This window comes from Microbulbifer sp. ABF4_143 (assembly GCF_056160225.1).
The window spans coordinates 25613-51883 of record NZ_JBSWWT010000014.1 but is presented as its reverse complement, the minus strand read 5'-3'; the positions used below and the strand labels follow the sequence as shown (position 1 = coordinate 51883).

Below are 26271 nucleotides of genomic sequence, written 5' to 3'. Positions count from 1 at the left end.
TCGCGGCGAGCCTATTCACCCGTGGCGAAGTCGACCAGCAGGCTGCCACCGTCCACCAGTTCGCCCTCGGCGCAGAAGAACTGCTGCACCGTGCCGGCGGCCGGCGCGCGCAGTGTGTGCTCCATCTTCATCGCCTCCATCACCAACAGCGGCTGATCCTTCTCGACCTCGGTGCCCGGTTCCACCAGCAGCGCGATGATGGTGCCGTTCATCGGCGCGTCCAGGCCGTGCGCCTGATCACCGCTCTCGCCCAGGTCCGGTGGCAGCAGTTTGAACTCCACCTGAATACCGTCGATAAAGATGGCGCCGCCCTGTTCGGTGTCCACGCAGGAGAAGCTGACCCGGCGGCCGTCCACCAGCGCCAGCTCATGCCCCTCCAGCACGCGGATCTCGCCGCTGTTGCACTCGCCCTCGAGGGCGTCGCAACGCCAGAGCACCGTATCGCCGCACAGCGTGAAGCTGATTTCCGCGTGCCGGCCGCGGTAGTCGATGGTGTGTGTGCGCCGCGCGGCCAGGGCGCAGCGCCAGTTGTCGCCGCTGTGCCAGGGGGAATGCGGGTCCGCCGCCGGTGCGCTGGCGCGCAGGTCGCGCACCTCGCGGCGATGCAGGTAACCGGCGATGGCGGCGCACTTCAGCGGTGTCAGCTGCTGTTCCTGCTGCAGGATTTCCGCCTCGTAGTCCTCGATAAAGTGCGTGGATACGCGGCCGCTGGCGAAGGCGCGGTGGTTGATGACCCGGCGCAGGAACTCGATATTGTGACGCACACCGGCGATCTGGTATTGCTGCAGCGCGCGGTCCAGCTTCGCCAGAGCCTCCTTGCGGGTGCGGCCGTGGCAGATCAGTTTGGCGATCATCGGGTCGTAGTGCACGCTGATCTCGTCGCCGCTCTGCACGCCGGTATCCACGCGCACGCCGTCGCTCTCCTGCGGCGGGCGGTGGCGCACCAGGGTGCCGGTGGCCGGCAGGAAGTCGTTGTCCGGATCCTCGGCGTAGATGCGCACTTCCAGCGCGTGGCCGAGGATATGCAGGTCCTCCTGGCCCAGCGGCAGCGCTTCGCCGGAAGCTACCGCCAGCTGCCAGGCCACCAGGTCCTGGCCGGTGATCATCTCGGTGACCGGGTGTTCCACCTGCAGGCGGGTGTTCATCTCCATGAAATAGAAGGCGCCGCTGGCGTCGAGCAGAAATTCCACCGTGCCGGCGCCGACATAGCCGATCGCGTGGGCCGCGCGCAGCGCCGCCTCGCCCATGCGCGCGCGCAGCTCTTCGCTCATCCCCGGCGCCGGCGCCTCCTCGACCACCTTCTGGTGGCGGCGCTGCACCGAGCAGTCGCGCTCGAACAGGTAGACGCCGTTGCCCTGCTTGTCGCAGAACACCTGGATCTCCACGTGGCGCGGGCTGACCACATAGCGCTCGAGCAGCATCTGGTCGTCGCCGAAGGCGTTCATCGCCTCGCGCTTGGCCGCATCCAGCGCGCTCTTGAAGTCCGCCGCGCTATCCACCCGGCGCATGCCCTTGCCACCGCCGCCTGCGGCGGCCTTCAGCAGCACCGGATAGCCGATGCGGTTGGCGTGGCCCTCGAGGATATCCGGATTCTGGTTGGTGCCGTGATAGCCGGGCACCAGCGGCACATTGGCCTCCTCCATGATGCGCTTGGCGGCCGACTTGGAGCCCATCGCGTCGATGGCGCCGGCGGGCGGGCCGACGAAGATGATACCGGCGCTGTCACAGGCGCGGCAGAATTCCGCATTTTCCGACAGGAACCCGTAACCCGGGTGTATCGCGTCGGCGCCGGTGCGCTTGGCCGCCTCCAGCACCTTGTCGATCACCAGATAGGAATCCTTGGCCGGCGCCGGCCCGAGGTGCACCGCCTCGTCGGCGAGCTGTACGTGCAGCGCATCGGCGTCCGCATCGGAGTAGACGGCCACGGTGGCCACACCCAAGCGGCGCGCGGTCTTGATGATGCGGCAGGCGATTTCACCGCGATTGGCAATTAACAGTTTGCGAATCATAAAAAACCTGAAAGTTATTCGTCGCTGCTCACCCGAGTCCGTCCCGAAGTCGCGGACTCAGCTGTCCATCCACTTGGGCGCGCGCTTCTCCAGAAATGCGCCCAGCCCCTCCTGCCCCTCCGGGGACACGCGCACCGCGGCGATCAGAGCACTGGTCTGCCCCTGCAGCTCTTCGTTGACCACGCGGTTGGCCATGGACATCGCCAGCTGTTTGGACATGGACACGGCGCGCGGGCCGTTGTCGGTAATTGCGTTGACCAGTTTCTGCACCGTCAGGTCCAGCTCGCCCTCGGCGCAGACCTCCGATACCAGGCCGATTTCCCGCGCGCGCTCGGCGGAAAAGCGCTCGGCGGTAACAAAGTAGCGCCGCGCCTGGCGCGCGCCTATCGCATTGACCACATAGGGGCTGATCGTGGCGGGCACCAGGCCGATCTTGACTTCCGACAGGCAGAAGCTGGCGCGCTCGCTGGCCACCGCCATATCGCAACAGCTGACCAGGCCGACGCCGCCGCCGAAGGCCGCACCCTGGACGCGCGCAATGGTCGGCGCGGGGAAGGTGTCCAGTTTGTGCAGCATCGCGGCCAGCGCGGCGGCGTCGCGGCGGTTCTCCTCTTCGGAGTAGCTCACCATGCGCTTCATCCACTTCAGGTCACCGCCGGCGGAGAAGCTCTTGCCGTTGGCGGCCAGTACCAGCACGCGGATCGCCGTGTCGCGCGACAGGCGCTCGAAGGTTTCACCCAGCTGCATGATCAGCTGGTCGTCGAAGGCGTTGTGCAGCTCCGGCCGGTTCAGGGTGACCGTGGCGACGCCTTCGCTGTCGATTTCGCACAGGAGTTTTTCACTCATTTTGCATTCCTTGTTGTATCGGTGGATAGGCTCCGGTGGACGCGCGCTATCCACGCCGAGCCGGGCCCGGCGCTACATACGGAAGACGCCGAACTTGGTGTCCTGCGGCGCTTTGTGGCTGGCCGCGGCCAGGCACAGACCGAGCACGCGGCGCGTGTCGGCGGGATCGATAACGCCGTCATCCCACAGGCGCGCGGACGCGTAGTAGGGGTGCCCCTGGTGTTCGTAGTTATCGACGATCGGCTGCCTGAACGCCTGTTCGTCCTCCTCGCTCCAGGATTCGCCGCGCGCCGCCATCTGATCGCGCTTGACCTGCGCCAGCACGCCGGCGGCCTGCTCGCCGCCCATCACCGAGATGCGCGCATTGGGCCACATAAACAGGAAATTCGGATCGTAGGCGCGGCCGCACATGCCGTAGTTGCCGGCACCGAAGGAACCGCCGATCAGAATCGTGATCTTCGGCACCTTTGCCGTCGCCACCGCGGTCACCATCTTCGCACCGTGCTTGGCGATGCCGCCGGCCTCGTACTGCTTGCCCACCATAAAGCCGGTGATGTTCTGCAAAAATACCAGCGGGATATGGCGCTGTGCGCACAGTTCGATAAAGTGCGCGCCCTTCTGCGCGCTCTCGGCAAACAGAATACCGTTGTTCGCGACTATACCCACCGGGTAGCCGTGAATACGCGCGAAGCCGGTGACCAGGGTGGTGCCGTACAGGGCCTTGAACTCGTCAAACTCGGAGCCGTCGACCACGCGCGCAATAATCTCGCGCACGTCGTAGGGCTGGCGCGCATCCTTCGGCACCACGCCGTAGATCTCCTCGGGCGGGTAGATAGGCTCTACCGGCTTCCGGATATCCAGGCCCGGATCCACGACCCGGTTCAGGCGCGCCACCGAGCGCCGCGCCAGCTGCAGCGCGTGCACGTCGTTGTTCGCGTAGTGATCGGCAACGCCCGAGGTGCGGCAGTGCACCTCGGCGCCGCCCAGCTCCTCCGCGGACACCTCCTCGCCGGTGGCCGCCTTCACCAGCGGCGGGCCGGCGAGGAAGATCGTCGCCTGCTCCTTGACCATGATGGACTCGTCGGCCATCGCCGGCACATAGGCGCCGCCGGCGGTACAGCTGCCCATCACCACGGCGATCTGCGGGATGTTTTTCGCCGACAGGTTGGCCTGGTTGAAGAAGATGCGTCCGAAGTGCTCGCGATCCGGGAAGACCTCGTCCTGGCGCGGCAGGTTCGCGCCGCCGGAGTCCACCAGATAGATACACGGCAGGTTGTTCTGCTCGGCGATGGTCTGGGCGCGCAGGTGTTTCTTCACCGTCAGCGGGTAGTAGGTGCCGCCCTTTACCGTCGCGTCGTTGGCGACGATCACACACGGCTGGCCGGACACAGTGCCGATACCGGTGATGATGCCGGCCGCCGGCACCTCCTCGCCGTACACCTCGTAGGCGGCCAGCTGGGAGAATTCCAGGAAGGGGCTGCCGGGATCCAGCAGCGCGTCTATGCGATCCCGCGGCAACAGCTTGCCGCGCGCCAGGTGTTTCTCCCGCGCGCGCTCGCCGCCGCCCCGGGCGATTTTCTCCACCTTCTCGCGCAGGTCCGCGACCAGTTTCTGCATCTGTTCGCGGTTTTCTGCGAAGGCGGCGTCGCGCGTGTTAATTTTGCTCTGTATTTGATTCATAGTTTTACGAAGTCGATTCGTAGTCAGTCACTCAGTGCCAGTGCGAAGGCGGCGCCGCCACGAAGCTTGCCAATAGCACTCTCCGGCGGGCCTGCGGCCCGCGTGCGTAGCTGGAGCCTTCAGCGCTCTAACGTAACAGCTCCGCGGTCCCGGGGGTTAGCGGGTTTCGTTGAACAGCTCGCGGCCGATCAGCATACGGCGGATCTCCGAGGTGCCGGCGCCGATTTCGTACAGCTTGGCGTCGCGCAGCAGGCGGCCGGTCGGGTACTCGTTGATATAGCCGTTGCCGCCCAGGGTCTGGATCGCCTGCAGGGCCATCTGCGTCGCGCGCTCGGCGGTGAACAGGATCACCGCCGCGGAATCCTTGCGCGAGTCCTCGCCGCGGTCACAGGCCTTGGCCACCGCGTAGAGGTAGGCGCGGCTCGCGTTCAGGTCCGCGTACATGTCTGCGATCTTGCCCTGCATCAGCTGGAATTCGCCGATAGCCCTGCCGAACTGCTTGCGCTCGTGCACATAGGGCACCACCACATCCATACAGGCCTGCATGATACCCACCGGACCGCCGGCAAGAATGGTGCGCTCGTAGTCGAGGCCGCTCATCAGCACGCGCACACCGCCGTTCAGTTCGCCGAGGATATTCTCCTCCGGCACCTCGCAGTCCTCGAACACCAGCTCGCAGGTGTTGGAGCCGCGCATCCCCAGCTTGTCGAGTTTCTGCGCGCGGGAAAAGCCGGGAAAATCCCGCTCGACGATAAACGCGGTGATGCCGCCGGAGCTGACACCCGGCTCGGTGCGTGCATAGATCACATAGGTGTCGGCGTCGGGGCCGTTGGTGATCCACATCTTGTTGCCGTTCAGAATAAAGCGGTCGCCTTTCTTCTCCGCGCGCAGCTGCAGGCTGACCACATCGGAACCGGAATTGGGCTCGCTCATCGCCAGCGCACCCACATGCTCGCCGGAGCACAGCTTCGGCAGGTATTTGAGCTTCTGCTCGTGGGTGCCGTTTTTGCGGATCTGGTTTACGCACAGGTTGGAGTGGGCACCGTAGGACAGGCCCACGGACGCGGACGCGCGGGAGATCTCCTCCATCACCACCGCGTGGGCCAGGTAGCCCATATTGGAACCGCCGTACTCCTCCTCCACGGTGATGCCCAGCAGGCCCAGCTCGCCAAACTTCTTCCACATATCGGCGGGGAAGAGATTGTCCTCGTCGATCTGCGCCGCGCGCGGGGCCAGTTCCGCCTGGCAGAACTTGTAGACCATATCGCGCAGCATATCGATCTCTTCACCGAGATCGAAATTCAGGGTCGGATAGGAGGTATTCATGGCAACTCCGTTAAATAGGTTCTCGTCGGTTTTCGATGTTCTTTTGCACTGCGACACACGGACGGGCCGCCGGCGCGCGGGGGAAAATTCACGGCGAATTTTTCCGCTGCATCGGCGCCAGCGCCGCGCGGGTGCGCGCTTCCGCCTCGTCCAGCTCGCCCATCAGCGTCTGGATATCGCGCAGCTGCCGCTGGAGCTGCGCGCGCTTCTGCTCTATCGCCTGCAACAACCGCTGCAGCTGCTCCACATTGCCGTGGGCCGGGTCGTACATGTCGATGATTTCCCGGCTCTCGTCGAGGGAGAAACCCAGCCGCTTGCCGCGCAGAATCAACTTCAGGCGCACCCGGTCCTCCGGGCTGTAGATACGCGCCTGGCCGCGCCGCGCGGGTCTGAGCAGACCCTTGTCCTCGTAGAAGCGGATGGCGCGGGTGGTGATATCAAACTCCCGCGCCAACTCGGAGATACTGTAGCTGGCGGGCTCCGCGGCGCTCTTTTCGGCGGCGCCCCCGCTGGCGGCTTTGGCTTTCATCGCAACTTCCTCTGAACGCGCTCACTGCGCGCTGCTGAAAGAAAAGGCGGGAATGCCCCTCTTCAACAAGCCGCTAGAGACTAGCAGGAGTTTACGTTAACGTAAACGTAACCTTAACGGCAAAATCGGACCCGCACCCGGCGCCTGGTCACCGGATTCTCGGACCATTTCGGAGAAGTCTAGGGAACCTCTGAATAATTCCGCAATGCCTCTGCGGAACCTGAAGGCTGCAGCTGTTAGGCGCAGCTCGCCGCGAATGGCCCAGCCCTTTGCAAGAGCTGCAACGCCGCAGATGCGGCCTTCAGGCCCCGCCCTGCGGGGCTTGCAGAGCGATTCACACTCTGCGTTGCGGCTTCTTGAAAGGTCTAGACATTCCTGCGAAGCCGCGCCTTGATTGTGAACCGCTCTGCAAGCCAGAGGTATCGCGGAATTATTCAGAGGTTCCCTAGGCGCTCAGCAGCTGGCGCAGCTGATTGTCCAGCAGCTTCTGGTAGTTGGGCGCCAGGCCGGTCACTTCGGCGCCCCAGCTGTCGCCGTGATGCTCTATGCGCCCGGCCAGGGCGGGATCCTCGAGCAGATCCGCGTGCAGCGACAGGCCGCGGGCACGGGCCAGCAGCTGTTCGCCGGAGAAGTCGCAGGCGTCGGGGCGCGCCGGCACCACCGCCAGCGCCAGCTGCAGGCCGGCGGCGCGGCCCGCGCTCAGCAGCTCGCGCAGCAGCAGGCCGCAGCAGACGGCGCGGAAGGCCGCGTCCTCGCCGCAGAAACCCAGCCCCTGCTGGGGACCGGCGTGCCGCAGTGGGCGCGCGTCGTAGATGCGCCGCAGCAGCTGCAGCCGCTCCTCCAGTTCCAGCTGCAGTTTTTCCAGCGCGCTGCGGCTCAGTTGGTTGCCCAACTGGGCCCAGTTCAGCGGGCGGATATAGAGACCCACCGAAATTTCCGGCTCGGGTCGCGGCTGCGGCGACGGCCCTACCTCCACCACCGGCAGCACGCCGCGCGCGGCGCCACCGCGCGCAGAGAGCGCGCCCGCCGCCAGCGCGGCGGCGGCGCTGAACGGCAGCGCGAACACCAGGCACAGCAACAGGCTGGCCCAGGGGAAGCCGACGCCGCTGCCGGGCTGAAAGGTCACTGTGACGCTGCCGGCGATACTGTCGTGCAGTACCACCGGTGCGCTGATGCGCTCGCCCTGCTCCGGCTCCCCGACCTGGGCCAGGATATTGGATTCCACATCCTGCACGGTGATGCCGCTGACCGCCGGCAGCGCCAGCAGCTGCTGGGCCAGCAGCCCCATGCTGATGCGGTCTCCGGCGACGATGCGCTCCAGGCTCTGCCCCGCGAGAAAGGCGACGGCGGCTTCGGCCGAGGCGCGGTCGCGGGCGATGGCCGCGGATTTCTGCTGGCCGTAGTAGTGCCCCAGAGCAGCGGCACAGAAGAGCGCCAGCACCAGCCAGATGGCGCCGGCCAGCAGCTGCTGCCGATTGCGCTGGGGCAGGCGGGCGATCAATCCGGGCAGACTCCGGCCCTTGGCGAGAATAGCGGCAAACATAGGCGGCGGTGTGATTTTTATGGCTGTTTGAGTGCGTCGATTTTAGCGAAGAATCCCCGGGGCGCTATAATGCGCCTCCACTTTCTGCAACCCCAGGGAAGAGCGCCATGGGCCGCGAGCCGATATCACAAGAATTCCACCTGCCCCTGGCGCAAATCCCCCTGAGCCCGAGCGACTGCACCCTGCGTTACCTCGACTATGACCGCGCGCGCGGCGGCGACGCACGCCTGGGGCTCGAGTACGTCGGCGGCGCGCCCTTCGATGGCGCCAGCCGCGGCGAACTGTCGCCGCTGCCGGAGGCGCCGGCCGCGGTCACCGCCCCCTGGTGCGTCACCCTGCTCTCCCCCGCCGCCAGCCTGTCGCAACTGCAGCGGCTGCTGCGCTTTTTCACCGGGCGCGGCTGGCCGGTGGCCGCCGTGGACACGCTGGCGCAGCGCCGCGAGCGCACCGTGCTGCGCTTCCAACTGGACGCGGAGCTGGAGTTCTCCCCCGCCAAACACGCCTGCCTGCAGCTGGCGCGGGAGCTGGGCGCCGACCTGGTGCTGCAGCCGGGCAGCAGCCAGCGGGTGCCCGCCCTGGCCGGCTTCGACATGGATTCGACCCTGATCGATGCGGAGGTCATCGACGAGTTGGCCAAGATCACCGGCATAGGGCCGCAGGTGGCCGAAATTACCGAGGCGGCGATGCGCGGCGAGCTGGACTTCCGCCAGAGCTTCAGAAAGCGCATGGCGCTGCTGAAGGGCTTCTCCGAACGGCGCCTGGCGGAGATAGCGGCGCGGCTGCCGCTGAAGGAGGGCGCGGCGGAACTGCTCGGCGCGCTGCGGGCACTGGGCTGCAAGACCGCGATACTGTCCGGCGGCTTTACCTACTTCGCCGAATATCTGCAGCGCGAGCGGCTGCCGGTGGATTTCGTCCACGCAAACCAGCTGGAGTTCAACGACGGCGCCCTGACCGGCGGCGTGATAGAGCCGATCGTCGACGGCATGCGCAAGCGCGAACTGCTGCAGCGGATGGCGGGTGAACTGGGGCTGGGGCTGGAGCGGGTCGTCGCCGTCGGCGACGGCGCCAACGATATCCCGATGCTGAACCTGGGCGCCCTGGGCATCGCCATCCACCCCAAGCCCAAGGTGCGGCTGGAGGCCCCTCAGTCCATCGACAGTTTCGGGCTGGATGCGGCGCTGTATCTATTCGGCCTGAACGACCGCCAGATCGAAAAACTCCGCTAGCGGCGCCGCCGCCCGGTCAGGTCAGCGCGTGGGGGAACGGCAGCGGGCGGGGGCGATTGTCGTCGGTGCAGACGCCGATGCCGCCGCTGCAGCTGACCGTCAGCAGAGCCAGAAGCAGCAGCAAACATATCCGTTTCGTCATATCAAACTCCCTTCGCGAGCGCCGGTTTTTATCGGATTTCAGATTACGCCCCGGGTTCCGGGGTGAACAGTGCAAAGGAAGATTCTACGCCAATTTTTTACCGGCGCGCGACCGCGGTTAAAAAACTATGCTCACAACAGGAGCCAACCGCCGAAAGCCGCCGAACCTATGTCCGCCGCCAGCAACAACGACGCCGCCCTGATCGAAGAACTGCGCGCACTGCAGCACCCATTGCGCGGCCGCGCCGACCTGGAGCCGCTGGTCCGGCAGTTGGCCGAGGCGCGCATCGTCATGCTCGGCGAGGCCTCCCACGGCACCTCCGAATTCTACGTCTGGCGCGCGGCGATCAGCCGCCGGCTGATCGAGGAGCACGGCTTCGACTTTGTCGCGGTGGAGGGGGACTGGCCCGACTGCTACCGCGTCAACCGCTATATCAAGTCCTACGCGCAGTCCGGCGAGGGGGTGAAAACCGCCCTGCGCGGCTTCGACCGCTGGCCGACCTGGATGTGGGCCAATTGGGAGATGGTGGCCTTCGCCAACTGGCTGCGCCGGCACAACACCGGCGGGCGGGCGGTGGGCTTCTACGGCCTGGACGTGTACAGCCTGTGGGAGTCCCTGGACGCGATCATGCGCCACCTGCGCGACACGGACCCGCAATCGATGCCGGTCGCCGAGCGGGTCTTCGACTGCTTCCAGCCCTACGGGCGCGACGAGCAGCGCTATGCCCGCCACACCGCAGTATCCCCCCACAACTGCGCGGATGAAGCCGTCGGCCTGCTGCTGCGCCTGGCGCGCAACCACTCGCGCTACGACCAGGACCCGGAGGGCGATTTCGACGCGGAGCAGAACGCCCGCGTGATGGTCAGCGCGGAGCGCTACTACCGCACCATGATGATGGGCGGCCCCGGCTCCTGGAATCTGCGCGACACCCATATGATGGACACGCTGGACCGCCTGATGCGCTACCACGGCGCCGATGCGCGGGCCATTGTCTGGGCCCACAACACCCATATCGGCGACGCCCGCGCGACCGATATGCAGCGCCGCGGAATGCACAATATCGGCCAGCTTGCGCGCGAGGAGTGGGGCCCGGAGCGGGTGCGCCTGGTGGGCTTCGGCTGCCACCGCGGCAAAGTGCTGGCCGGCGAGCGCTGGGGCGGCGCGCGGCAGAAGATGACGCTGCCCGCCGCCGCGGAAGACTCCTGGGAGGGCGCGCTGCAGCGCGCGCTGGGCGGGGACGGCTACCTGCTGTTGCGCGGAAGCGAGGATTCAGAGCTGCTGACACAGCCGCGCGGACACCGCGCGGTGGGCGTCGTGTACAACCCGCAGCGCGAGTGGGGCAACTATGTGCCGACCGAACTGGCGCGCCGCTACGACGCCTTCGTATACCTGGAACAGACACGGGCGCTGCACCCGCTGAATATCGAGGCCTCCAGCGAGGTGTCGCCGCCGGATACCTATCCCTGGGGCTTTTAGCAGGCTGCCGAAAAATACTTTTTCAGCAGCCTGCTAGCCGGGATCTCCGCGGTGGGGTCGCGATGGGCGCGCCGCTGCACGCCCTTGCCCACCCTGCGCCCGAATCAAAAGAAAATTCGAAGGCCAAGTATTAACCCGGCGATAAATATTGCCGGGTTAATCGCGGCACAAGGGGCTGCCGCCGCCAGCCGCTGGCTGGCGCGAGCCCGCTAAATACCAGCAGATTCACACACCTGCGCCAGTATTTCGCGGGCGACGGCTAATAGGATGGGCAAAGCAAAGCGTGCCCATCACAACTGCAGGCGATCCAGTCAGCGCTCGCTGTCGCCGTAAATCACGCGGCTGTTCACCTTGACCGTCAGCGGGTGATAGCCGGGCTTGGCCTTTTCGAAGATGCGCGCGGCCTCATCCTTCTTGCCGCTCTCGACCATATTGCGGTACAGCGGGCGCAGGAACTTGTTGCGGCCGATACTGGTCAGGAAATCCTCCAGCCGCGCGAAGGCCGGCTGGTAGTCGTTGCGCACCGCGATCATCAGCCAGCTGAACGCGACCTCGTTGTTCTTCGACTCGGTCAGGCCGAAGGCGCTGTCCAGTTCCTGCAGCTGCTCGTCGCTGAGTTTTTCCGGCATGCCGTCGAGGAAGTACTTCCACTGGTGGAAGGTCCAGTCGCCGGTATCGATATCCCTGGCCTCGATCTCGCCATCGAGCCACCGTTGGCGCACCGGATCCAGCTTGCTGAAGGCGTCGGATTGCGGCTGCGGCGCGCCCTCCGGAATACCCGGCTCGAAGATCCACTGGCGGATGCGCTCGGCGTCCAGTTTGTCCGGGTACTGCTTCAACAGGGTCTCGTTCAGGTACTGGACGAAATCCTCGGTGGTGATGCTCTGGAAGGCGAAGTGGTTGAAGTAGTCCAGCAGGAACTGGTCGAAGTTTTCACGGCCGACCTTCTGCTCCAGCTCGTACAGGAACAGCGAGCCCTTCTCATACGGAATATTGGAGAACACCTCGTCCGGGTCGCGGCCGCGCAGGTCGATGGCCATGATCTCGTCGCTGTCCGGCTTGTCCTTCAGGTCCGCCTGCAGGTCGTCGTAGCCGAGCGCCATCTCCATCTTGTAGCGCTCGTCGCCGTAGATGTTCTGCATGATGCGGTTGGTCAGGTAGGTGGTGAAACCCTCGTTCAGCCACAGGTCGCGCCAGCTGGCGTTGGTGACCAGGTTGCCGGACCAGGAGTGCGCCAGCTCGTGGGCGATCAGCGCCACCAGACTCTTGTCGCCGGCGATCACGGTCGGGGTGATAAACGACAGGCGCGGGTTTTCCATGCCGCCGAACGGGAAGCTCGGCGGCAGTATCAGCAGGTCGTAGCGGTCCCAGCGGTAGGGGCCGTAGACCTCCTCGGTGGCCTCGAGCATCGACTCGGTATCCTCGAACTCCGCCGCGGCCGCATCGAGCAGCTCCCTCTCGGCGTAGACGCCGGTGCGCTCGCCCATCGGTTTGAATTCCAGGTCGCCGACCGCCAGCGCGATCAGGTAGGAGGGAATCGGCTGCGGCATTTCGAACTCGTAGACGCCGTCCTTCTCCGCCAGCGGATCGTTGTTCGCGCTCATCACCGCGCGCAGTTCTTTCGGCGTGCGGATGGTGGCCTTGTAGGTGACGCGCACCTTGGGCGAGTCCTGCAGCGGCACGAAGCTGCGCGCGTGTATGGCCTGGGCCTGGGTGAACAGGAAGGGGTGCTTCTTGCCGGCGGTCTGCTGCGGCTCCAGCCACTGCACGCCGGAGGCGTCCGGCGAGGTGCGGTAGCGGATCGCGACACTGGTGGCGTCCTTCGGCAGTTTGATCTCGAGCGGTGTGCCCAGGTGATCATCCTTCTTGCCCATACTGAACTCGACCGGCGCCATCTGCCCGCCGTGGCCGGCGCTGACGGATTCTATCTCGAGCCCGCGGGTGTCGAGGATCAGCGGCGGGTTTTTGTCGTTCAGACGCTTGACCTGCAGTTTCGCCTCGCCCTCGAGCACTTTGCGCGAGAAGTCGACGTTCAGGTCCAGGTCGATGTGCTCTACCCGGTAGTCGTCGGTATTGGCGAAAGAGTGGTAGTCGACACCGGACTCGGGCACCTGTTGCGCTTTCTGCGCGGTTTTGGGCGCGGCACTTTCCGTATTCGCCGCGTCCGCGGTGTCGGCCGCCGGCCGGCTCGGCGGTTCAGATTTTGAGCAACCTCCCGCAAGGGCGAGGGCGCCGACAAACAGACTGGTACAGAGTAAGCGGGGCAACATGGGCTGGCTCCAAAATGTATTCTGCTTCTAATCGCGGCACAGGATACAGGAGCCGGTCGGAATGATGAATGAGGAAAAGCGGGCTCGTCGGGGGCGAACTCTGTGTTCGCCCGATCCCGGCGGGTTATTCCAGGCTGAAATCGAAATTCATCTCTTCCGCCGGTGCCTGCACATAGTAGCCCTGGATATAGTCGGTGCCCGTCTGCCATAGGGTCGGCAGCATACTGGCCTGTTCGATATGCGGCACTATCACCCGGGTGTCGGCCTCGCGCAGCTGCTGCACCAGCTTGGCCAGCGTCTCGCTGCTCTCGCCCTCGTCCTGGACCTCGCGCACGAAGGACGGATCCACCTTGGCGATATCCACCTTCACATGCTCCAGCGCCTTGAACGGGTTCAGGCCGGTGCCGAAATGGCAGACGGCCACGCGGCAGCCCAGTTCCTGTACCTGTCTGGTGAAATCGCGCGCGGCGTGCAGATTGCTGGTGATATCTTCCTGGCGCAGCTGGAAGACCACCGACTTCGGCGGCACCTTGGCGGCCTTGAAGGCCACCCCCAGCCAGGCGGGCAGGCCGCTGTCTGTCAGCGAGGCCGCGGTCAGATGCAGCAGCAGCGAGACATCCTTGCCGGCGGCGCGCTGGGCGGCGGCGGACTTGATCGCGGTCAGTATCACCCAGCGGTCCATCTTGGTGGACAGGCCGGCGTCGCCGAGGGCCTCGAGGAAGGCCACCGGGGCCAGCTCCTCCTTGCCATCCATCATCCGCACCAGCACCTCGTAAATCTGCTCGCCGGTGCCCTGCAGGCTCAGGATCGGCTGGTAGAGCAGCTTCAGCTTGCCGGCTTCCAGCGCCTGCACCACGCGCGCGCGCCGGTAGGTATCGGCGTCTTCCTGCTGACTGGTGTCCGGCTCGTACAGGGCCACGGCGCCGCCCTTGTCGCTCTTCTGCAGCGCCTGGTCGTGGGCCGCGAGGGCCTGGTCCAGCACCTTCTGCGCACTGCCGGAGGCTTCGCTCAACAGCGAAATACCCACCGAGGCGGTGACCTGCAGTGTCTTGCCCGCGGCCTCGAAGATGGTGTCGGAAATCTTCTGCACTATTTCTCCGGCGCGCTGCTCGGCGCTGTCCGGCGTCGTGTCCGGCATCAGCAGGCAGAAGCTCTCATCGCCGTAGCGAGCCACTATATCGCCGCGGCGCAGGCTGGACTGGAGCAGCTCCGCCATTTTCTTCTGCAGCGCATCGGCGCCCGCCACGCCGACGATTTTTTGCACCGATTCCTCGAAGCGGTCCACCTCGATAAACATCAGGCCACCGGTGCGCTGGGTGCCGGCGGCGGACTTGATCGCCGACGCGAGCAGGTGCAGGAAGTGCTGACGGTTGTAGAGGCCGGTGAGCGGATCGCGGTTCTTGATGTCGCTGAGCTGGGCTTCGAGCTGCTCGGTGTCGCCGCCGCGGGCGGCGATGCGCACCTGCAGGCAGCGCTCGTCGTCGTAAACCGTGGCGAGCACCTCGGCGCGGGTTGGAATCTGGCTGCCTGAGGCGCTCTTGGCGGTGAACTTCCACTCCCGCGCCTCCACCTCGTTGTTGTCGATCGCACACTGTTTCAGGAACTCGCGCGCCTCTTCCCGCTCGCCCTCGGTGAGCATATCGATCAGCGGCTGGTATTCGACATCCTCGTTGCTGGCGTAGCCGAAGCGCTCGGCGAAGGAATCGTTCGCATAGACGATCAGACCGTCGGAAACATAGGCGATGGCGTCCTTGGAGCTGTCCAGCAGCTCCTTGGCGCGCTGCAGCGTGGCGTGGTAGCGGCGGTCGTGCAGGCGCGCGCGGCGGCGGTCCGCGAGTGCGATCATCTCGCGCTGGATCACCAGCAGCAGGTGCTGGTCCTCGTCCACGGTGACCACGTCCCTGGCCCCGAGCTTCAGCCCCTCCACCACCGGCTGGGCGCCGCTGCGCTCGCTCAACAGGATCGCCGGAACGTCTTTTTGCAGTTTACTGATGGTGCGCAGAGCCTGCGCCGGGGGCAGCTGCGTGCTGTTCTCGGCGGCGATCAGCAGATCCCAGGTCTTGTCCTGCAGCAACTTGGTCAGCGCCGCCTCGCTGGCGACGTGCTGCGCGCGGTTCGGGCGGCCGGCATTGTGCAGCATGCTCACCAGCCGCTGCGCTTCAGAGGGCGTGTCGTGAATCAGGAGGAGTCGAATGGTGTCGTTGCTGCTCATTATTTACTCTTATACCTACCTGCGGCAGTACCGCTACCGCGAACCCGCTAGTGTATGGGCCGGCAGTGGGTGCGTACAAGAGTACTCAATAGGCGCCGGCGCGACTCAAGTCACACAAATTCAAAGCGGGCGAAACTGGCGGTGGCGAGCGTCTGCCGCTGCAGCGTGAGCGGCTGCGACTCGGATTGCGCCAGCATTTCCACGCTGTCGCCACTCTTGAACAGTGGGACCGGCAGCAGCAGTTCGGGCCTGTCTCCGGGGGCCGCCCTGACCAGAAGGCCGGCGATCGGCGCGGACAGGTGGCCGGCCACCGTGTGGCGCTGCACCTGTACCGGCAGCGCCTCGGCCGCCAGAATCTCGACGCCGGCGCGGCTGTGGTCCGGCAGCGAGTACTGCCAGCGGACCACGGCCACCTGCCACTGGTCCCCCAGGCGGATACCCACCAGTTCGCCGACCCGCAATCGCTCGCCCTGGGACCGCGGCAGGCTGAGGCCGGCGCCGTGGCCGCTGCGGTTTCGCACGTTGGCTTCCTGCGGGCGGTAGCGCTCATGGGATTTGCCCAGCCCCTGCGCGCGGGCGCGCGCTTCCCTGCCGAGGCTCGGCGCCTGCGGCAGAACCACATCGTATTCACCAACAGTCTCACCGGAGTGAAAATCCACCGAGTCCACATCCAGGCACAGGTGGGGCCTGTCAGGCTCCCGCCACTGGAAAAAGCGCTCCGCAGCCGCCTGCCCTTCCGGGGCGGCGGCACCCAGGTGGTGGCAGATAGCCCCCATGCCGACGACCAGTTCACAGGTCTGCTGCTCCTCCGCCCGGCGGCGCTCGCTGCGCCCGGATTGCGCCGCCCAGGCCCGATGCAACTTTTCCAACAGCGGATCCCGGCGCCGCTGCAGCTGCTTTTCCAGCAGCGCCAGCACACCGGACAGATCGACCTTCCAGCCCATCGGCTCGGTGAAGTGGCGCAGGTCCACCTTGCAGCTGCCCAGGCGGTTCGCCGGCACCGGCGGCTGGTCCAGCGCCAGGCATGCGAGCAGCCCGTTGTGCCGCTCGGAGTAGTTGTGCGCAATCTTCGCGGTGCGGCTCCAGTCCCGGGCCAGGTTCCACAGCTGCTCCTGCTCACCCGCCTCCAGTTGCGCCGGGTTGGCGCTGGCAAACAGCGCCACTTGCAGATAGGCGGCCGAAACGCTGCACTTGCCGCGCGCGTGCAGCGCATCGCCGACGTTCTTTTCCGCCAGCCTCTGCAGCTGCGCCAGGCGCAGCAGTATCTGCATATTGCGCCAGCAGTGCTCCGGCGTGCCTAGGCCGAATAGGGAGGTGACACGGACAGTCCGCGCGTGGCTGTCCAGCGCGCGCTGCAGACTGCGCGCAGTCCGCTCGCGCAGCAGCAGCGCCAGGCCGCCCTCGCCACAAAGCTGGGCGGCGACACCGGCGAAGGCGGCACCCTGCCGCTGCAGCAGGCGCACCGCGGCGAGCACGGTATTGCGCAGCTCCGCGGTCTGCGCCTTGACCATAACCGCGCGCTGAATCGCCATCGCGTCGACGCAGGCCAGGGCGTATTCGCGCAGCAGCTCGAGCATCGCCAGGCGCCGGTTCGCAGGCGCCCGCCACTGGGCGACTTCTTCAGTCAGGCCACAGAGGAGTCCGGCCAGGCGCAGCTGGTCGGCGGGCTGATAGGGTTGGAGGTCGTACTGTTCGAGCCAGCGGAACAGTTGCCGTTCGCTGGCGCAACCGCAGCTGAGTGACGGCAGAGACAGCGCCGGCAACTGTAGCCTGCTGAAAAGTTTTTGTGGTTCGGCTGCAGGCGCGGCAGCCATTTCTTGTACAGCTTCCCGCATCGCAATTGACCATCCGCTGGTGTTTCACTTCATTATGAAGCGAGCCATTCGGCGGACAAGGCGCGCGAGTCGATATTGGCGCCTATATTGCGAACTACATCGCTGGCCGCTGACGCGGGAATAGCCCTTTTTAGCCAGTGAGCGGCGACTTAGATGACTTTCCTGGAATTTCGCGCACCAGCTTCGGCACCAGGTAGCCGGGCAGCCGCCCCCGCAGCGCCTCGACGAGATGCAGCGCGCGATCGTCGGCGACCTCGAAATGGGCCGCGCCCTGCACCCGGTCCAGTTGGTGCAGGTAATAGGGCAGCACACCGGCGGCGAACAGCGCCTCGCTCAGGTTTTCCAGCGCCTCGACACTGTCGTTGACGCCCTTCAGCAGTACCGACTGATTCAGCAGCGTCACACCGGCGGCGCGCAGCCTGGCCGTGGCCGCTCGCACCTCTGCGTCGATTTCGTTGGCGTGGTTGCAGTGCAGCACCAATACCGGTTTCAGGCGCGAACCGGTCAGCCAGGCGAGCAGCTCGTCGGTGACGCGGCTGGGCGCGACGATCGGCAGGCGGCTGTGCACGCGCAGCTTGTCCAGCTGCGCAATCTGCGCCAGCTCCGCGGCCAGCCAGCCCAGCTGGCGGTCGCCCAGCACCAGCGGATCGCCCCCGCTCAGTATCACTTCGCGCAACTCGCCCCGCGCGCGGATATAGTCCAGCGCGGCCCGCCACTGGCGGCGGCTCAGGTGGTTGTCCGCATAGGGGAACTGGCGGCGGAAGCAGTAGCGGCAGTTGACCGCGCACTGGCCGGCGGCGATCAGCAGCAGGCGGCCGCGGTATTTGTGCACCACGCCCGGCACCGGGTTCGCCGCCGCCTCGTCGAGGGGATCGGCGCTGAAGCCGGGGGCCGGCTGCAGTTCCGGCGCGCCGGGCAGCACCTGCAGCAGCAGCGGGTCGCGCGGGTCGCCGACCCGCATCCGCTTCAGGAAGGGCCGCGGCACGCGCAGGGCAAACTCGCCGCTGGCGGCGAGCGCGGCCGGCAGCTGCCGCGCATCCAGTTGCAGCAGTTGGATCAGCTCGCGCGGATCTGTCACCAGATCCGCCATTTCATCCTGCCAGCGGCGCCGCTCACTGGCAGGAATATCACCGGTTGCGGCTGCGTTTTGTGTCATGGAATCCCCGGGTGGAAAAAGCGCGCATTGTAACAGGGCAAAGCTTCGGACGACTATTTATTGACCAGCCTCCAGCCCCCGCCACCGCTATCAAATGCGCTATGCGCCGGCACCTAACATTTCTGCTAGGTGACGCTCCTGTCCCCCGCCAATAGTCTGGCTGCCGAAAGAACCGGCCGCTGGCTGTGGGCAGGGAAGCCATTCGCAGATGCAGTTCCGTCACTTCCTTTCCCCCAGTGCTCACTGACACACAGCCCGCGCCGGTCACTGCTCAACCCATCCACCAGTCAGTCAGGAAACCGCCATGGAACAAGTTCAGAGCAAACGCCCGGCCGCGGAGAAAAATGCCCGCAAGAACACTGCCCCCAAGGCTGCGCCGCAGAAGCGCGAGCCCACCACGCCGCTGGAGCCCGCGGCGCCGGCCAACACGGCCCTCTTCCCGGTCACCACGGAGGTGCCGGAGGACCGCGAACACCTGCTCTGGTACGACTCCCGCGTGCTCGCCACCCTCGACGAGGATTCCCGCAAGGCGATCATCCAGCGCCTGGGCCAGGGCCGCTACAACGGCATACTGCTCTACGCCGACAACTTCGAGGAACTGGACCAGGCCGTCTCACCGCGCCTGCAGCGGGTGCTGCACCTGGAGACCATCGACGAGTGGGCCCAGTTCGCCAAGCGCTTCGAGGAGGGCGCGGGCAAGAAACCCGCGGCGGTGATTTCCAGCTGCAAGCCGCAGGTGCTGGCCGCGGCCCGCGATGCCGGGCTGCGCACCAGCCTGCGCACCCACGTCGACAACGCCGCCAGCCTGCACGCCTCCTTCCACCTGGGCATGCACTACGACCACCTGATGGTGTCTTTCAAGGACCCGACCAATATCCCGCTGGAACTGGTGATCGCCGAGCTGCACAAGACCAACACGGTACTGCTGAAGGAAGTGCACCAGGACGTGGACGACGCGGTCATCGCCCTCGGCGTGCTGGAGCTGGGCAGCGACGGCGTATTGACTTCCTTCACGACCATGGAGCAGTTCGACCGCTTCGCCAGCAAGATGGACGCGCAGGCGTCGCCGAAGATCGACATCCAGGTGGGCGTGATCGACCGCATCACCCACCTGGGCCTGGGCTACCGGGCCTGTATCGACACCACCCATATGTTCAACCCGGACGAGGGCATACTGGTGGGCTCCACCTCCACCGGCGGCATCCTCTGCTGCCCCGAGGTCTTCCACCTCCCCTACATGGAGCTGCGCCCCTTCCGCATCAACGCCGCCTCGGTGCACAGCTACGTATTCCAGAGCAACGACCGCACCAGCTATATCAGCGAACTGCGCGCCGGCAGCCAGTTGACCACCGTGAACGCCCGCGGCGAGACCCGCCAGGTGTACGTGGGCCGCACCAAGACGGAAATACGCCCGCTGCTGCTGATCGAGGCCACTTTCCCGGACAACCGCAAGGTCAACATCATCATGCAGGACGACTGGCACGTGCGGGTCTTCTCCGACGAGGCCAAGCCCCTCAACGTCACCGAACTCAAGCCCGGCGACCGCGTACTCGGCTTCGGCACCGAGCCCGGCCGCCACGTGGGCGTCAAGGTGGACGAGCACATCATAGAACTTTGATTCCTCCACCCGGCGGGCGGTGCCGAATCCCGGCGCCGCCCACCGCTTCGCCATCAACCGGACAATGAAAAGGAGAGTGGAAGTGCATCAGGTACTGATTACCGGCGTCACCGGCTTTGTCGGCAGCGCTCTGGCGGCGAGTTTCCTGGCGCGGGGCGCCAGTGTCACTGCGGTGTCGCGCAACGACCCCGACGGCGTGCGCACCATCGACGCGGTACTGACCGCCGCCCACGGCTGCGGGCTGGACGTGAGCGGCGCGGTGGAGCGCCACCTGCGGGTGCTCAATATCGACTTCGCCAACCTGGAAACCGACCTGGCCGAGGCCGGGCTGGAGGAAATCACCGAGATCTGGCACGTGGCCGCGGAGATGAGTTACTCCGCCCACAAGCTGGAGACCTCCTTCGACACCAACGTCGGCAACAGCGCGCGCCTGTACGAAACCGCCGTACGCTGCGCGCCCAACTGCCGCCGTTTCTACTATGTCTCCACCGCCTATGTGGCCGGCATGGCCGGCGGCCCGGTGCGCGAGGAACTGCACGCGAAGAGCCGCATGGTCAACACCTATCAGGTCACCAAGTGGAGCACCGAGCAGTCCCTGCACCTGCTCTACCTGCGCTGCGGCCTGCCGGTCACCATCTTCCGCCCGACGGTGGTGGTCGGCCACCGCCACACCGGCTGGGCGCACCGCAACGGCTTCGGCTTCTACATGTTCCAGGACGCGATGATCGCCATCGCCGGCGCCGGCCACCGGGAAATCACCGTGGACCTGCTGCCCGACGCGCGCCCGGACCTGGTGCCGATCGACCAGCTCTGCGCCGACGCCTGTTCCCTGACCCTGCGCCGGCAAAGCGGCAACGACTTCGAGGTGTTCCACTCCAGCGGCGGCATCGATGTGCGCATGGAGGAGATAGTGCGCATCTGGGGCAGCGTGGCCGGCATCGACGCCCGCCTCGGCGCGCCCACCACCTCGCTGGAACAGAAGTTCGACCGCGCCGTGGGTCCCAACCGCCCCTTCGCCCGTACCGAGTGGCAGTTCGAGCGCTCGCGTCTCGACGCCGCCATCGGCCTCGAGCAGCCGGTGCAGCCGCTCTCCCGCGACGAACTCCAGGCCCTGTGCCGCTGGTATGTGAACGATTCCGAAGGCGCGCGCAAGAGCACCGCCACGGAAGTCGCCGAGGCCAGCTGAGGAAGCCACAGTGACCAGTCTGACCACCTCAGCGCCCACCGACAGTGCCCGAGCCGGCGAGCGCGCCCTGGACGCCCTGGCCGAGGTATTTGTGCACCTCGGGGATCTGGCCAACGTCAACACCAATCAGATACTGATTGTCAGCGGCCGCCTGGACCCGCAGGCGCTGGAACAGAGCGTGCGGCGCGCGGTGGCACAGATACCGCTGTTGCGCAGCCGGCCGGACGGCGGCCGGCTGCGGCCGTTCGATACCTCCGCCACCCGCTGGGTCGAGCACCTGGAGTACGCCGCGCCCTGCGATTTCAACGACGCCGCCTTCCGCCAGTTGCTGATGAACTTCAGTTCGGCGCGGCGGCTGCGCTGGCGCGACCGCCCGCCGCTGCAGCTGCTGCTGGTTACCGGCAACGGCGGGCACAACTCCTGCGTCTACCTGAGCAGCCACCACGGGGTCGCCGACGCCCGCAGCGACTGCCTGTTGCTGCGCGCGATCATCGAGCACTACGCCCATATCACCGGTGTGCCCGGCGCCGCCGCACCCGGCGGCGAACTGCCCTTCGCCCCACTGGCGGAGATACGCCCGGACTGGTTTCGCCCGCTCGCGCGCGGGCGCCGCTGGCTGCGCGCCCTGGGCAGCGTCGCCGCCGACCTGCTGCGCCGGGATGCCGGTTTCAGGGTGCCGCTGCGGGGCCAGCGCTGGGAGGGCCTCGCCGCAGACCCGCATATAGGGCAGCTGGATTTTTTCCAGAGCCTGCTGCCGCGGGAGCTGGAGGAGCGACTGGCGCTGACGGCAAAGAGCGCCGGCGTCACGATAAACACCCTGCTGTGCGCGGCGCTCGCCCGGCTGATGGAGGCCGCCGGCGACTGTCGCGGTGGCAGCCACCTGCGCATCACCTGTGCCGTCAGCCTGCGGCGCCTGATCGACCGGCGCCACGACCGCAGCTTCCGCAACTACCTGTTGCCGAGCAGTATCCGCCTGCGCACCGGGCAGGACACACGGGCACTGGTGCGCAGTGTGCACGGCGCCATCGGCCGCGCGCGCAGCGACCGGCAGCTGGGCACCGAAGTGGGCCGGCTGGAAACCCTGCTGCCACTGCTGCGGCTGCGCCCCCTGCGCGGCCCGGCGCGCCACCTGCTGAACCTGTGCCAGGGCACCAATGCCTGCTACTCCAACCCCGGGCGCATCGAGGAGGATTTCTCCTCCTTCGGCTCTGCCGAGCACAGCACCCAGAGCTATGTGGGCTTCGGCTGCCTGGTGCCCCCCTACGACTTCATCCTGTACACCCCCACCGTCAACGGCCGCATGCAGCTGGATCTGGTCTACCGCCGCGCGGCCTTCAGCGACATCCACAGGGAATTCGCCGCACCCTTCCTGCAGGCCCTGCGGCAGCTGCTGGACGAGCTGCAAACCCCGCCCCGGAGATGATGCCAAGATGATGAGCTACGCAATCGCCACTGTCGCCACTCTGCTGTTCGCCTACCTGCTGTTTGTCGCCGGTCGCCTCGGTTATTTCGGCCGCCTGTCGCTGCTGGCCCGCTGGGACGACCGCGTGGACCGGGCGCTGGAATTCGCCGCGCGCCGCCACGGCGACCGCGAACTGGTGGAGCTGGCCCAGCCCCTGGCCTGGACCCGCGAACAGCACTGGAACGCACCGCTGATCCTGAACACGGTGAAGAAACTGTCCGCCTGCTGGCACCACCTGGGCGTCGAAGAGGGGGACCGGGTGGCCATCTACAAGGCCAATCAGTTCGACTACTTCCTCTTCTCGGTGGCGGCCCTGCGCATCGGCGCCATCGCCGTGCCTATCAACGCCAACGTGGCTGCGGACACGGCCGCCGGCTATATGGCGCGCCTGGGTGTGCGGCTGCTGGTCACCGACGGCGACGCCTGGCAGAAACTGGCGGCGCTGGGCGAGGTGCAGCTGCCCCGGAGCCTCCAGCAGGTGGTGCTGACGGACGCGCCGCGGCAGGGCGGCGGCAATCGCATCCGCAGCCTCGCCTCCCTGCTGGATGAACCCCTGCCGCCGGCACCCGAGCGCCGCCGCGGCGGCGAAGATCCCCTCTACATAGTGCACACCTCCGGCACCACCGGCGTACCCAAGGGGGTGATACTGAAGCAGGAGGGCATAGCCCAGTCGCTGCGCTCCATAGTGCTGTTCAACCCGGTCTCCACCCGCGACCTGGCCTGCTTCGCGCTGCCGCTGAACCACCAGGTCTCGCACCTGTACCTGCACGGCGTGCTGCTGATGGGCGTGCGCTGCATCATCGACGGAGAAATGTCGGCACCGGGACTGATGCGCCAGCTGCGCGAGCGCAAGCCCACGGTGTTCTTCGGTTTCCCGATCACCTACACCCGCCTGCTGGCCGCCGGCGTCACCGAGCAGCCGCTGGACAGCCTGCGTATCTGGGGCACCACTGCGGACGCCAGCCACGAGGTACAGCAGCGGGCGCTGATTCCACACGGTTCCTTCTTTACCCGCCTCGGCATCCCGGTGAAGGGCTCGCTGTTCGTCGACGGACTCGGCTCCAGCGAGGTGGGCATCGCGGCCCTGCTGCGCATCGCCACCCCCTGGACCAAGCGTTTCGCGCGCCGCGTGGGCCGCAGGACGCCGCTGGGCCCTGAGATCAAGGTCGCCGACGCCGACGGCCTGCCGGTGCCCAAGGGAGAGGTCGGCCGGCTGATGATCAAGGGCAAGAGCATGTTCGGCGGCTACTGGAATGCCCACGACGTCTTCTACTCGGCCACCCGCGACGGCTGGTGGTTTACCGGCGACATGGTGCGCGAGGGCGAGGACGGCGAACTGGTGCACCTGGACCGCGAGGTGGACGTGATGCACACGGCCCGCGGCCCCGTGTACACACTGCCGCTGGAAGAGATAGTGCTGAAGCAGGAGGGGGTACTGGACACCTGCGTGTTCGGCGTGCGCCCGCGCGCGGACGGGTCCGAGGTACCGGCGGCCGTGGTGGCAGCGCGGGCCAAGGCGCGCATACCGGACGCCGAGACCCTGCGCCGGCAACTGAACGCCCAGCTGCCCGCGGAGCAACAGCTGGCGTACCTGTGGCTGATCGACTGGGCGGAATTCCCCATCGGCGCCACTGGCAAGACCCTGAAGCGGCGCCTGCGCGAGCGCTACAACGCGCTGCTGCAGGCGCGACAGGACCCCATCGCGGAGAAGGCCCCATGCGAAGCCAGCGCACTGCAGTCCAGCTGATCCCGGCGCTGCTCGCCGCCCTCTGCGCCACACCCGCGGCCGGTGACGACGGCTGGGCCTTCGACAGCGCCGGCGAGCGGGAGACCTGGAGCGCCGACTACGAGCTGACGCTGCAACTGATCCGCGAGCGCGAACGGCTCTTCGACCCCCTTTCCGCGTCCTGGGACGGCGGCGACCTCGCCGGACGCAGCGCCGCCGAGCTGCGCCTGGACCTGCAGCTGCGCTGCAGCGAAGCGCCCTGCGACGGCACCCGCCTGGTGCTCAAGCCGCGCCTGGCCCTGGACGACGACGAGCGCCCGCGGGCCATGCCGGACCCGCAGCCGGACTGGCTCGCCGAGGGCTACCTGCTGCGCGAGCTGGACGGCGGCGCCCGCATCGGCGCCGGCAAGCGCCTGCTCGGCTGGGGGCCGTCGCTGCTCTACAGCCCGACCAACCGCCTGTTTCCCGACAACGGCGCCGTGACCCCGCGCCGCGATATTCCCGGCAAGCCGATGGCCTTCGCCAGCGCCGACCTGTCGACCCGCGGTCGCGCCAGCCTGCTGCTGGCGGACCCGCGCCTGGACCGGGTGCAGGGCATAGACAGCGGCGGCGCCTTCGGCCTGGCCCGCACCGAGTGGAACTGGGTCGAGGGGCGCATAGCGACCCTGGGGGCCGTGGCCGGCGGCGGCGGCGGCTTCCGCCCCTATATCGGCGGCTACTTCCAGCACGGCCTCGGCGATGCCTGGACCCTCGGCTTCGAGGCGGCCGCGTCGCGCGGCTACGCGGAAACCGGGGGCGGCGCCCAGCCGCTGGCGCAGAACCGCGCGCGCTGGCGCTGGGACGGCGTCTTCAATCTGCGCTACGGCGCCGCCTCCGGCGCCGAGACGGGGCTGGAACTGATCTACAACGGCTACGCCCAGAGCGACGCCGAACTGCGGAACCCCGAGCTCGCCGCCCTGCCCTCGGCCGGGCGCGGCCCGTCGTACAACCGCCCCCTGCACCCCTTCGTGCAGCGCCGCTACGCGCTGCTGCAGACCACCTGGCCAAAGCTGTTCGGCGACCGCCGCTGGGGCCTGACCGCGCGGCTGCTGCAGGGGCTGGACCAGCCCAGCAGCAGCGGCTTCGCGGAGCTGTCCTACAGCCCCGGCGATGCGGCCACCGTCTACCTGGGCCTGTCGCGCAGCCGCGCCGGCAGGACTGTGGAGATGAGCCAGCCGGTCACCCGCAGCGCCTACCTGGCCCTGGATGCCTTTTTCTGACTGGGAACAAAGACTGCGAGTAAGGAGAGAAGAGATGAACCTGATCGAATTCGAATCGGTCACCAAGCGCTACCGGCTCGGCGAGGTGGAGGTCACGGCCCTGGACAGTGTCGACTTCACCGTACAGCGCGGCGACTTCGTCGCCATCACCGGCCCCAGCGGCAGCGGCAAGACCACCATGCTGAACCTGATCGGCTGCCTGGACAGCCCGACGTCCGGCGAGATCCGCGTGTCCGGCCAGCCGGTCAGCAGCCTCGACGACCGCGCGCTGGACCAGCTGCGCAGCCGCACCTACGGCATCATCTTCCAGAACTTCAACCTGGTGCCGGTACTGACCGCACTGGAAAACGTGGTGCTGCCCCTCTACCTGCACAAGCTGTCGAAAGACGAGCGGCGGCGGCGCGCCGGCGCGGCCCTGGACGCGGTCGGCCTGACCCGCTTCGCCGACTTCCGCCCGGACCAGATGTCCGGCGGCCAGCGCCAGCGGGTGGCGGTGGCCCGCGCCCTGGTCACCGAGCCCAAGCTGATCCTGGCCGACGAGCCCACCGCCAGCCTCGACACCGCCAGCGCCCTGTCGCTGGTGGAGCTGATGAAAGCGCTGAACACCGAGCGCCGGGTGACTTTCGTCTTCTCCACCCACGACCAGCGGCTGCTGCAGCACGTCAACCGCGTCGTCGAATTGCGCGACGGCAAGCTGTCCGCGGGCGGCGCCGCCGGCGAAAGGGCCGGCGCCACTCTACTGCAGACCGGCGACAGCGAGGTGGCGTGAT

19 protein-coding genes are annotated in these 26271 nt (G+C 67.0%); 8 read left to right on the top strand and 11 right to left on the bottom strand.

The features are described 5' to 3' along the window. Nucleotides 1–11 precede the first annotated feature (11 nt). The 6 genes from ACXAF3_RS12325 to ACXAF3_RS12300 all read right to left on the bottom strand — a co-directional run bounded on the left by ACXAF3_RS12325 (nt 12) and on the right by ACXAF3_RS12300 (nt 7933). The gene (locus ACXAF3_RS12325; RefSeq protein WP_475112609.1) at nt 12–2009 is read right to left on the bottom strand and encodes an acetyl/propionyl/methylcrotonyl-CoA carboxylase subunit alpha; all 1998 of its coding nucleotides are present in this window, start codon (nt 2007–2009) and stop codon (nt 12–14) included. Nucleotides 2010–2066: 57 nt separating this feature from the next. Next, the gene (locus ACXAF3_RS12320; RefSeq protein ID WP_475112608.1) at nt 2067–2855 is read right to left on the bottom strand and encodes an enoyl-CoA hydratase/isomerase family protein; all 789 of its coding nucleotides are present in this window, start codon (nt 2853–2855) and stop codon (nt 2067–2069) included. Nucleotides 2856–2927: 72 nt separating this feature from the next. Next, a complete protein-coding gene (locus ACXAF3_RS12315) occupies nt 2928–4535 on the bottom strand; it encodes a carboxyl transferase domain-containing protein (RefSeq protein WP_475112607.1) in 1608 nt (535 codons plus the stop codon). Between the two features lie 156 nt (nt 4536–4691). After that, nucleotides 4692–5861, bottom strand: a complete 1170-nt coding sequence (locus ACXAF3_RS12310; protein ID WP_475112606.1) for an isovaleryl-CoA dehydrogenase — start codon at nt 5859–5861, stop codon at nt 4692–4694. An 88-nt stretch (nt 5862–5949) separates the two neighbouring features. Next, nucleotides 5950–6390 carry a MerR family transcriptional regulator gene (locus ACXAF3_RS12305; protein ID WP_475112605.1) on the bottom strand — a complete coding sequence of 147 codons (441 nt, stop codon included), beginning with the start codon at nt 6388–6390 and terminating at the stop codon, nt 5950–5952. 445 nt (nt 6391–6835) lie between these two features. Next, nucleotides 6836–7933, bottom strand: a complete 1098-nt coding sequence (locus ACXAF3_RS12300) for a hypothetical protein (protein ID WP_475112604.1) — start codon at nt 7931–7933, stop codon at nt 6836–6838. A 107-nt stretch (nt 7934–8040) separates the two neighbouring features. Here ACXAF3_RS12300 and serB point away from each other — a divergent pair, with 107 nt between their 5' ends. Further along, nucleotides 8041–9159: a phosphoserine phosphatase SerB gene (gene serB, locus ACXAF3_RS12295; RefSeq protein WP_475112603.1), complete on the top strand. Its 1119-nt coding sequence runs from the start codon at nt 8041–8043 to the stop codon at nt 9157–9159. A 16-nt stretch (nt 9160–9175) separates the two neighbouring features. On the opposite strand, the gene ACXAF3_RS12290 is transcribed toward serB, so the two are convergent. Then, on the bottom strand, nt 9176–9301 hold the full coding sequence (locus ACXAF3_RS12290; RefSeq protein WP_475112602.1) for a hypothetical protein: 126 nt from the start codon (nt 9299–9301) through the stop codon (nt 9176–9178). Between the two features lie 168 nt (nt 9302–9469). Between ACXAF3_RS12290 and ACXAF3_RS12285 the strand changes: the two genes are divergently transcribed. After that, nucleotides 9470–10777: an erythromycin esterase family protein gene (locus ACXAF3_RS12285; RefSeq protein WP_475112601.1), complete on the top strand. Its 1308-nt coding sequence runs from the start codon at nt 9470–9472 to the stop codon at nt 10775–10777. 311 nt (nt 10778–11088) lie between these two features. Here the strand turns inward: ACXAF3_RS12285 and ACXAF3_RS12280 are convergent, their stop codons facing one another. The 4 genes from ACXAF3_RS12280 to epmB all read right to left on the bottom strand — a co-directional run bounded on the left by ACXAF3_RS12280 (nt 11089) and on the right by epmB (nt 18250). Beyond that, complete coding sequence (locus tag ACXAF3_RS12280) at nt 11089–13047, bottom strand: M1 family metallopeptidase (RefSeq protein WP_475112600.1); 1959 nt, start codon at nt 13045–13047, stop codon at nt 11089–11091. Nucleotides 13048–13171: 124 nt separating this feature from the next. After that, nucleotides 13172–15259 (bottom strand): EAL domain-containing protein, encoded by a 2088-nt coding sequence (locus ACXAF3_RS12275; protein WP_475112599.1) that lies wholly within the window; start codon nt 15257–15259, stop codon nt 13172–13174. 110 nt (nt 15260–15369) lie between these two features. After that, the gene (locus ACXAF3_RS12270) at nt 15370–17022 is read right to left on the bottom strand and encodes a hypothetical protein (protein WP_475112598.1); all 1653 of its coding nucleotides are present in this window, start codon (nt 17020–17022) and stop codon (nt 15370–15372) included. Nucleotides 17023–17224: 202 nt separating this feature from the next. Continuing rightward, nucleotides 17225–18250, bottom strand: a complete 1026-nt coding sequence (gene epmB, locus ACXAF3_RS12265; protein WP_475112597.1) for an EF-P beta-lysylation protein EpmB — start codon at nt 18248–18250, stop codon at nt 17225–17227. Nucleotides 18251–18554: 304 nt separating this feature from the next. On the opposite strand from epmB, the gene ACXAF3_RS12260 reads away from it, so the two are divergent. From ACXAF3_RS12260 to ACXAF3_RS12235, 6 genes are all read left to right on the top strand, one after another. Then, on the top strand, nt 18555–19868 hold the full coding sequence (locus ACXAF3_RS12260; RefSeq protein ID WP_475112596.1) for a 3-dehydroquinate synthase II domain-containing protein: 1314 nt from the start codon (nt 18555–18557) through the stop codon (nt 19866–19868). Nucleotides 19869–19950: 82 nt separating this feature from the next. Then, nucleotides 19951–21054: an SDR family oxidoreductase gene (locus tag ACXAF3_RS12255; protein WP_475112595.1), complete on the top strand. Its 1104-nt coding sequence runs from the start codon at nt 19951–19953 to the stop codon at nt 21052–21054. A gap of 10 nt (nt 21055–21064) precedes the next feature. Next, a complete protein-coding gene (locus ACXAF3_RS12250) occupies nt 21065–22477 on the top strand; it encodes a hypothetical protein (RefSeq protein WP_475112594.1) in 1413 nt (470 codons plus the stop codon). Nucleotides 22478–22484: 7 nt separating this feature from the next. Then, entirely contained in the window at nt 22485–24263 is a 1779-nt protein-coding gene (locus ACXAF3_RS12245; RefSeq protein WP_475112593.1) for a class I adenylate-forming enzyme family protein, read from the top strand. Then, the gene (locus ACXAF3_RS12240; protein WP_475112592.1) at nt 24233–25501 is read left to right on the top strand and encodes a hypothetical protein; all 1269 of its coding nucleotides are present in this window, start codon (nt 24233–24235) and stop codon (nt 25499–25501) included. The genes ACXAF3_RS12245 and ACXAF3_RS12240 overlap by 31 nt, the downstream gene beginning before the upstream one ends. A gap of 34 nt (nt 25502–25535) precedes the next feature. Next, nucleotides 25536–26270 carry an ABC transporter ATP-binding protein gene (locus ACXAF3_RS12235; RefSeq protein WP_475112591.1) on the top strand — a complete coding sequence of 245 codons (735 nt, stop codon included), beginning with the start codon at nt 25536–25538 and terminating at the stop codon, nt 26268–26270. Nucleotide 26271 lies beyond the last annotated feature (1 nt).

Bases quoted from the DNA above. Each gene is read 5' to 3' on its own strand.
- epmB (WP_475112597.1), bottom strand. From the start codon at position 18,250: ATGACACAAAACGCAGCCGCAACCGGTGATATTCCTGCCAGTGAGCGG.
- ACXAF3_RS12300 (WP_475112604.1), bottom strand. From the start codon at position 7,933: ATGTTTGCCGCTATTCTCGCCAAGGGCCGGAGTCTGCCCGGATTGATC.
- ACXAF3_RS12240 (WP_475112592.1), top strand. From the start codon at position 24,233: ATGCGAAGCCAGCGCACTGCAGTCCAGCTGATCCCGGCGCTGCTCGCC.
- ACXAF3_RS12310 (WP_475112606.1), bottom strand. From the start codon at position 5,861: ATGAATACCTCCTATCCGACCCTGAATTTCGATCTCGGTGAAGAGATC.
- ACXAF3_RS12235 (WP_475112591.1), top strand. From the start codon at position 25,536: ATGAACCTGATCGAATTCGAATCGGTCACCAAGCGCTACCGGCTCGGC.
- ACXAF3_RS12305 (WP_475112605.1), bottom strand. From the start codon at position 6,390: ATGAAAGCCAAAGCCGCCAGCGGGGGCGCCGCCGAAAAGAGCGCCGCG.
- ACXAF3_RS12285 (WP_475112601.1), top strand. From the start codon at position 9,470: ATGTCCGCCGCCAGCAACAACGACGCCGCCCTGATCGAAGAACTGCGC.
- ACXAF3_RS12275 (WP_475112599.1), bottom strand. From the start codon at position 15,259: ATGAGCAGCAACGACACCATTCGACTCCTCCTGATTCACGACACGCCC.
- ACXAF3_RS12280 (WP_475112600.1), bottom strand. From the start codon at position 13,047: ATGTTGCCCCGCTTACTCTGTACCAGTCTGTTTGTCGGCGCCCTCGCC.
- ACXAF3_RS12260 (WP_475112596.1), top strand. From the start codon at position 18,555: ATGGAACAAGTTCAGAGCAAACGCCCGGCCGCGGAGAAAAATGCCCGC.
- ACXAF3_RS12315 (WP_475112607.1), bottom strand. From the start codon at position 4,535: ATGAATCAAATACAGAGCAAAATTAACACGCGCGACGCCGCCTTCGCA.
- serB (WP_475112603.1), top strand. From the start codon at position 8,041: ATGGGCCGCGAGCCGATATCACAAGAATTCCACCTGCCCCTGGCGCAA.
- ACXAF3_RS12325 (WP_475112609.1), bottom strand. From the start codon at position 2,009: ATGATTCGCAAACTGTTAATTGCCAATCGCGGTGAAATCGCCTGCCGC.
- ACXAF3_RS12245 (WP_475112593.1), top strand. From the start codon at position 22,485: ATGATGAGCTACGCAATCGCCACTGTCGCCACTCTGCTGTTCGCCTAC.
- ACXAF3_RS12320 (WP_475112608.1), bottom strand. From the start codon at position 2,855: ATGAGTGAAAAACTCCTGTGCGAAATCGACAGCGAAGGCGTCGCCACG.
- ACXAF3_RS12290 (WP_475112602.1), bottom strand. From the start codon at position 9,301: ATGACGAAACGGATATGTTTGCTGCTGCTTCTGGCTCTGCTGACGGTC.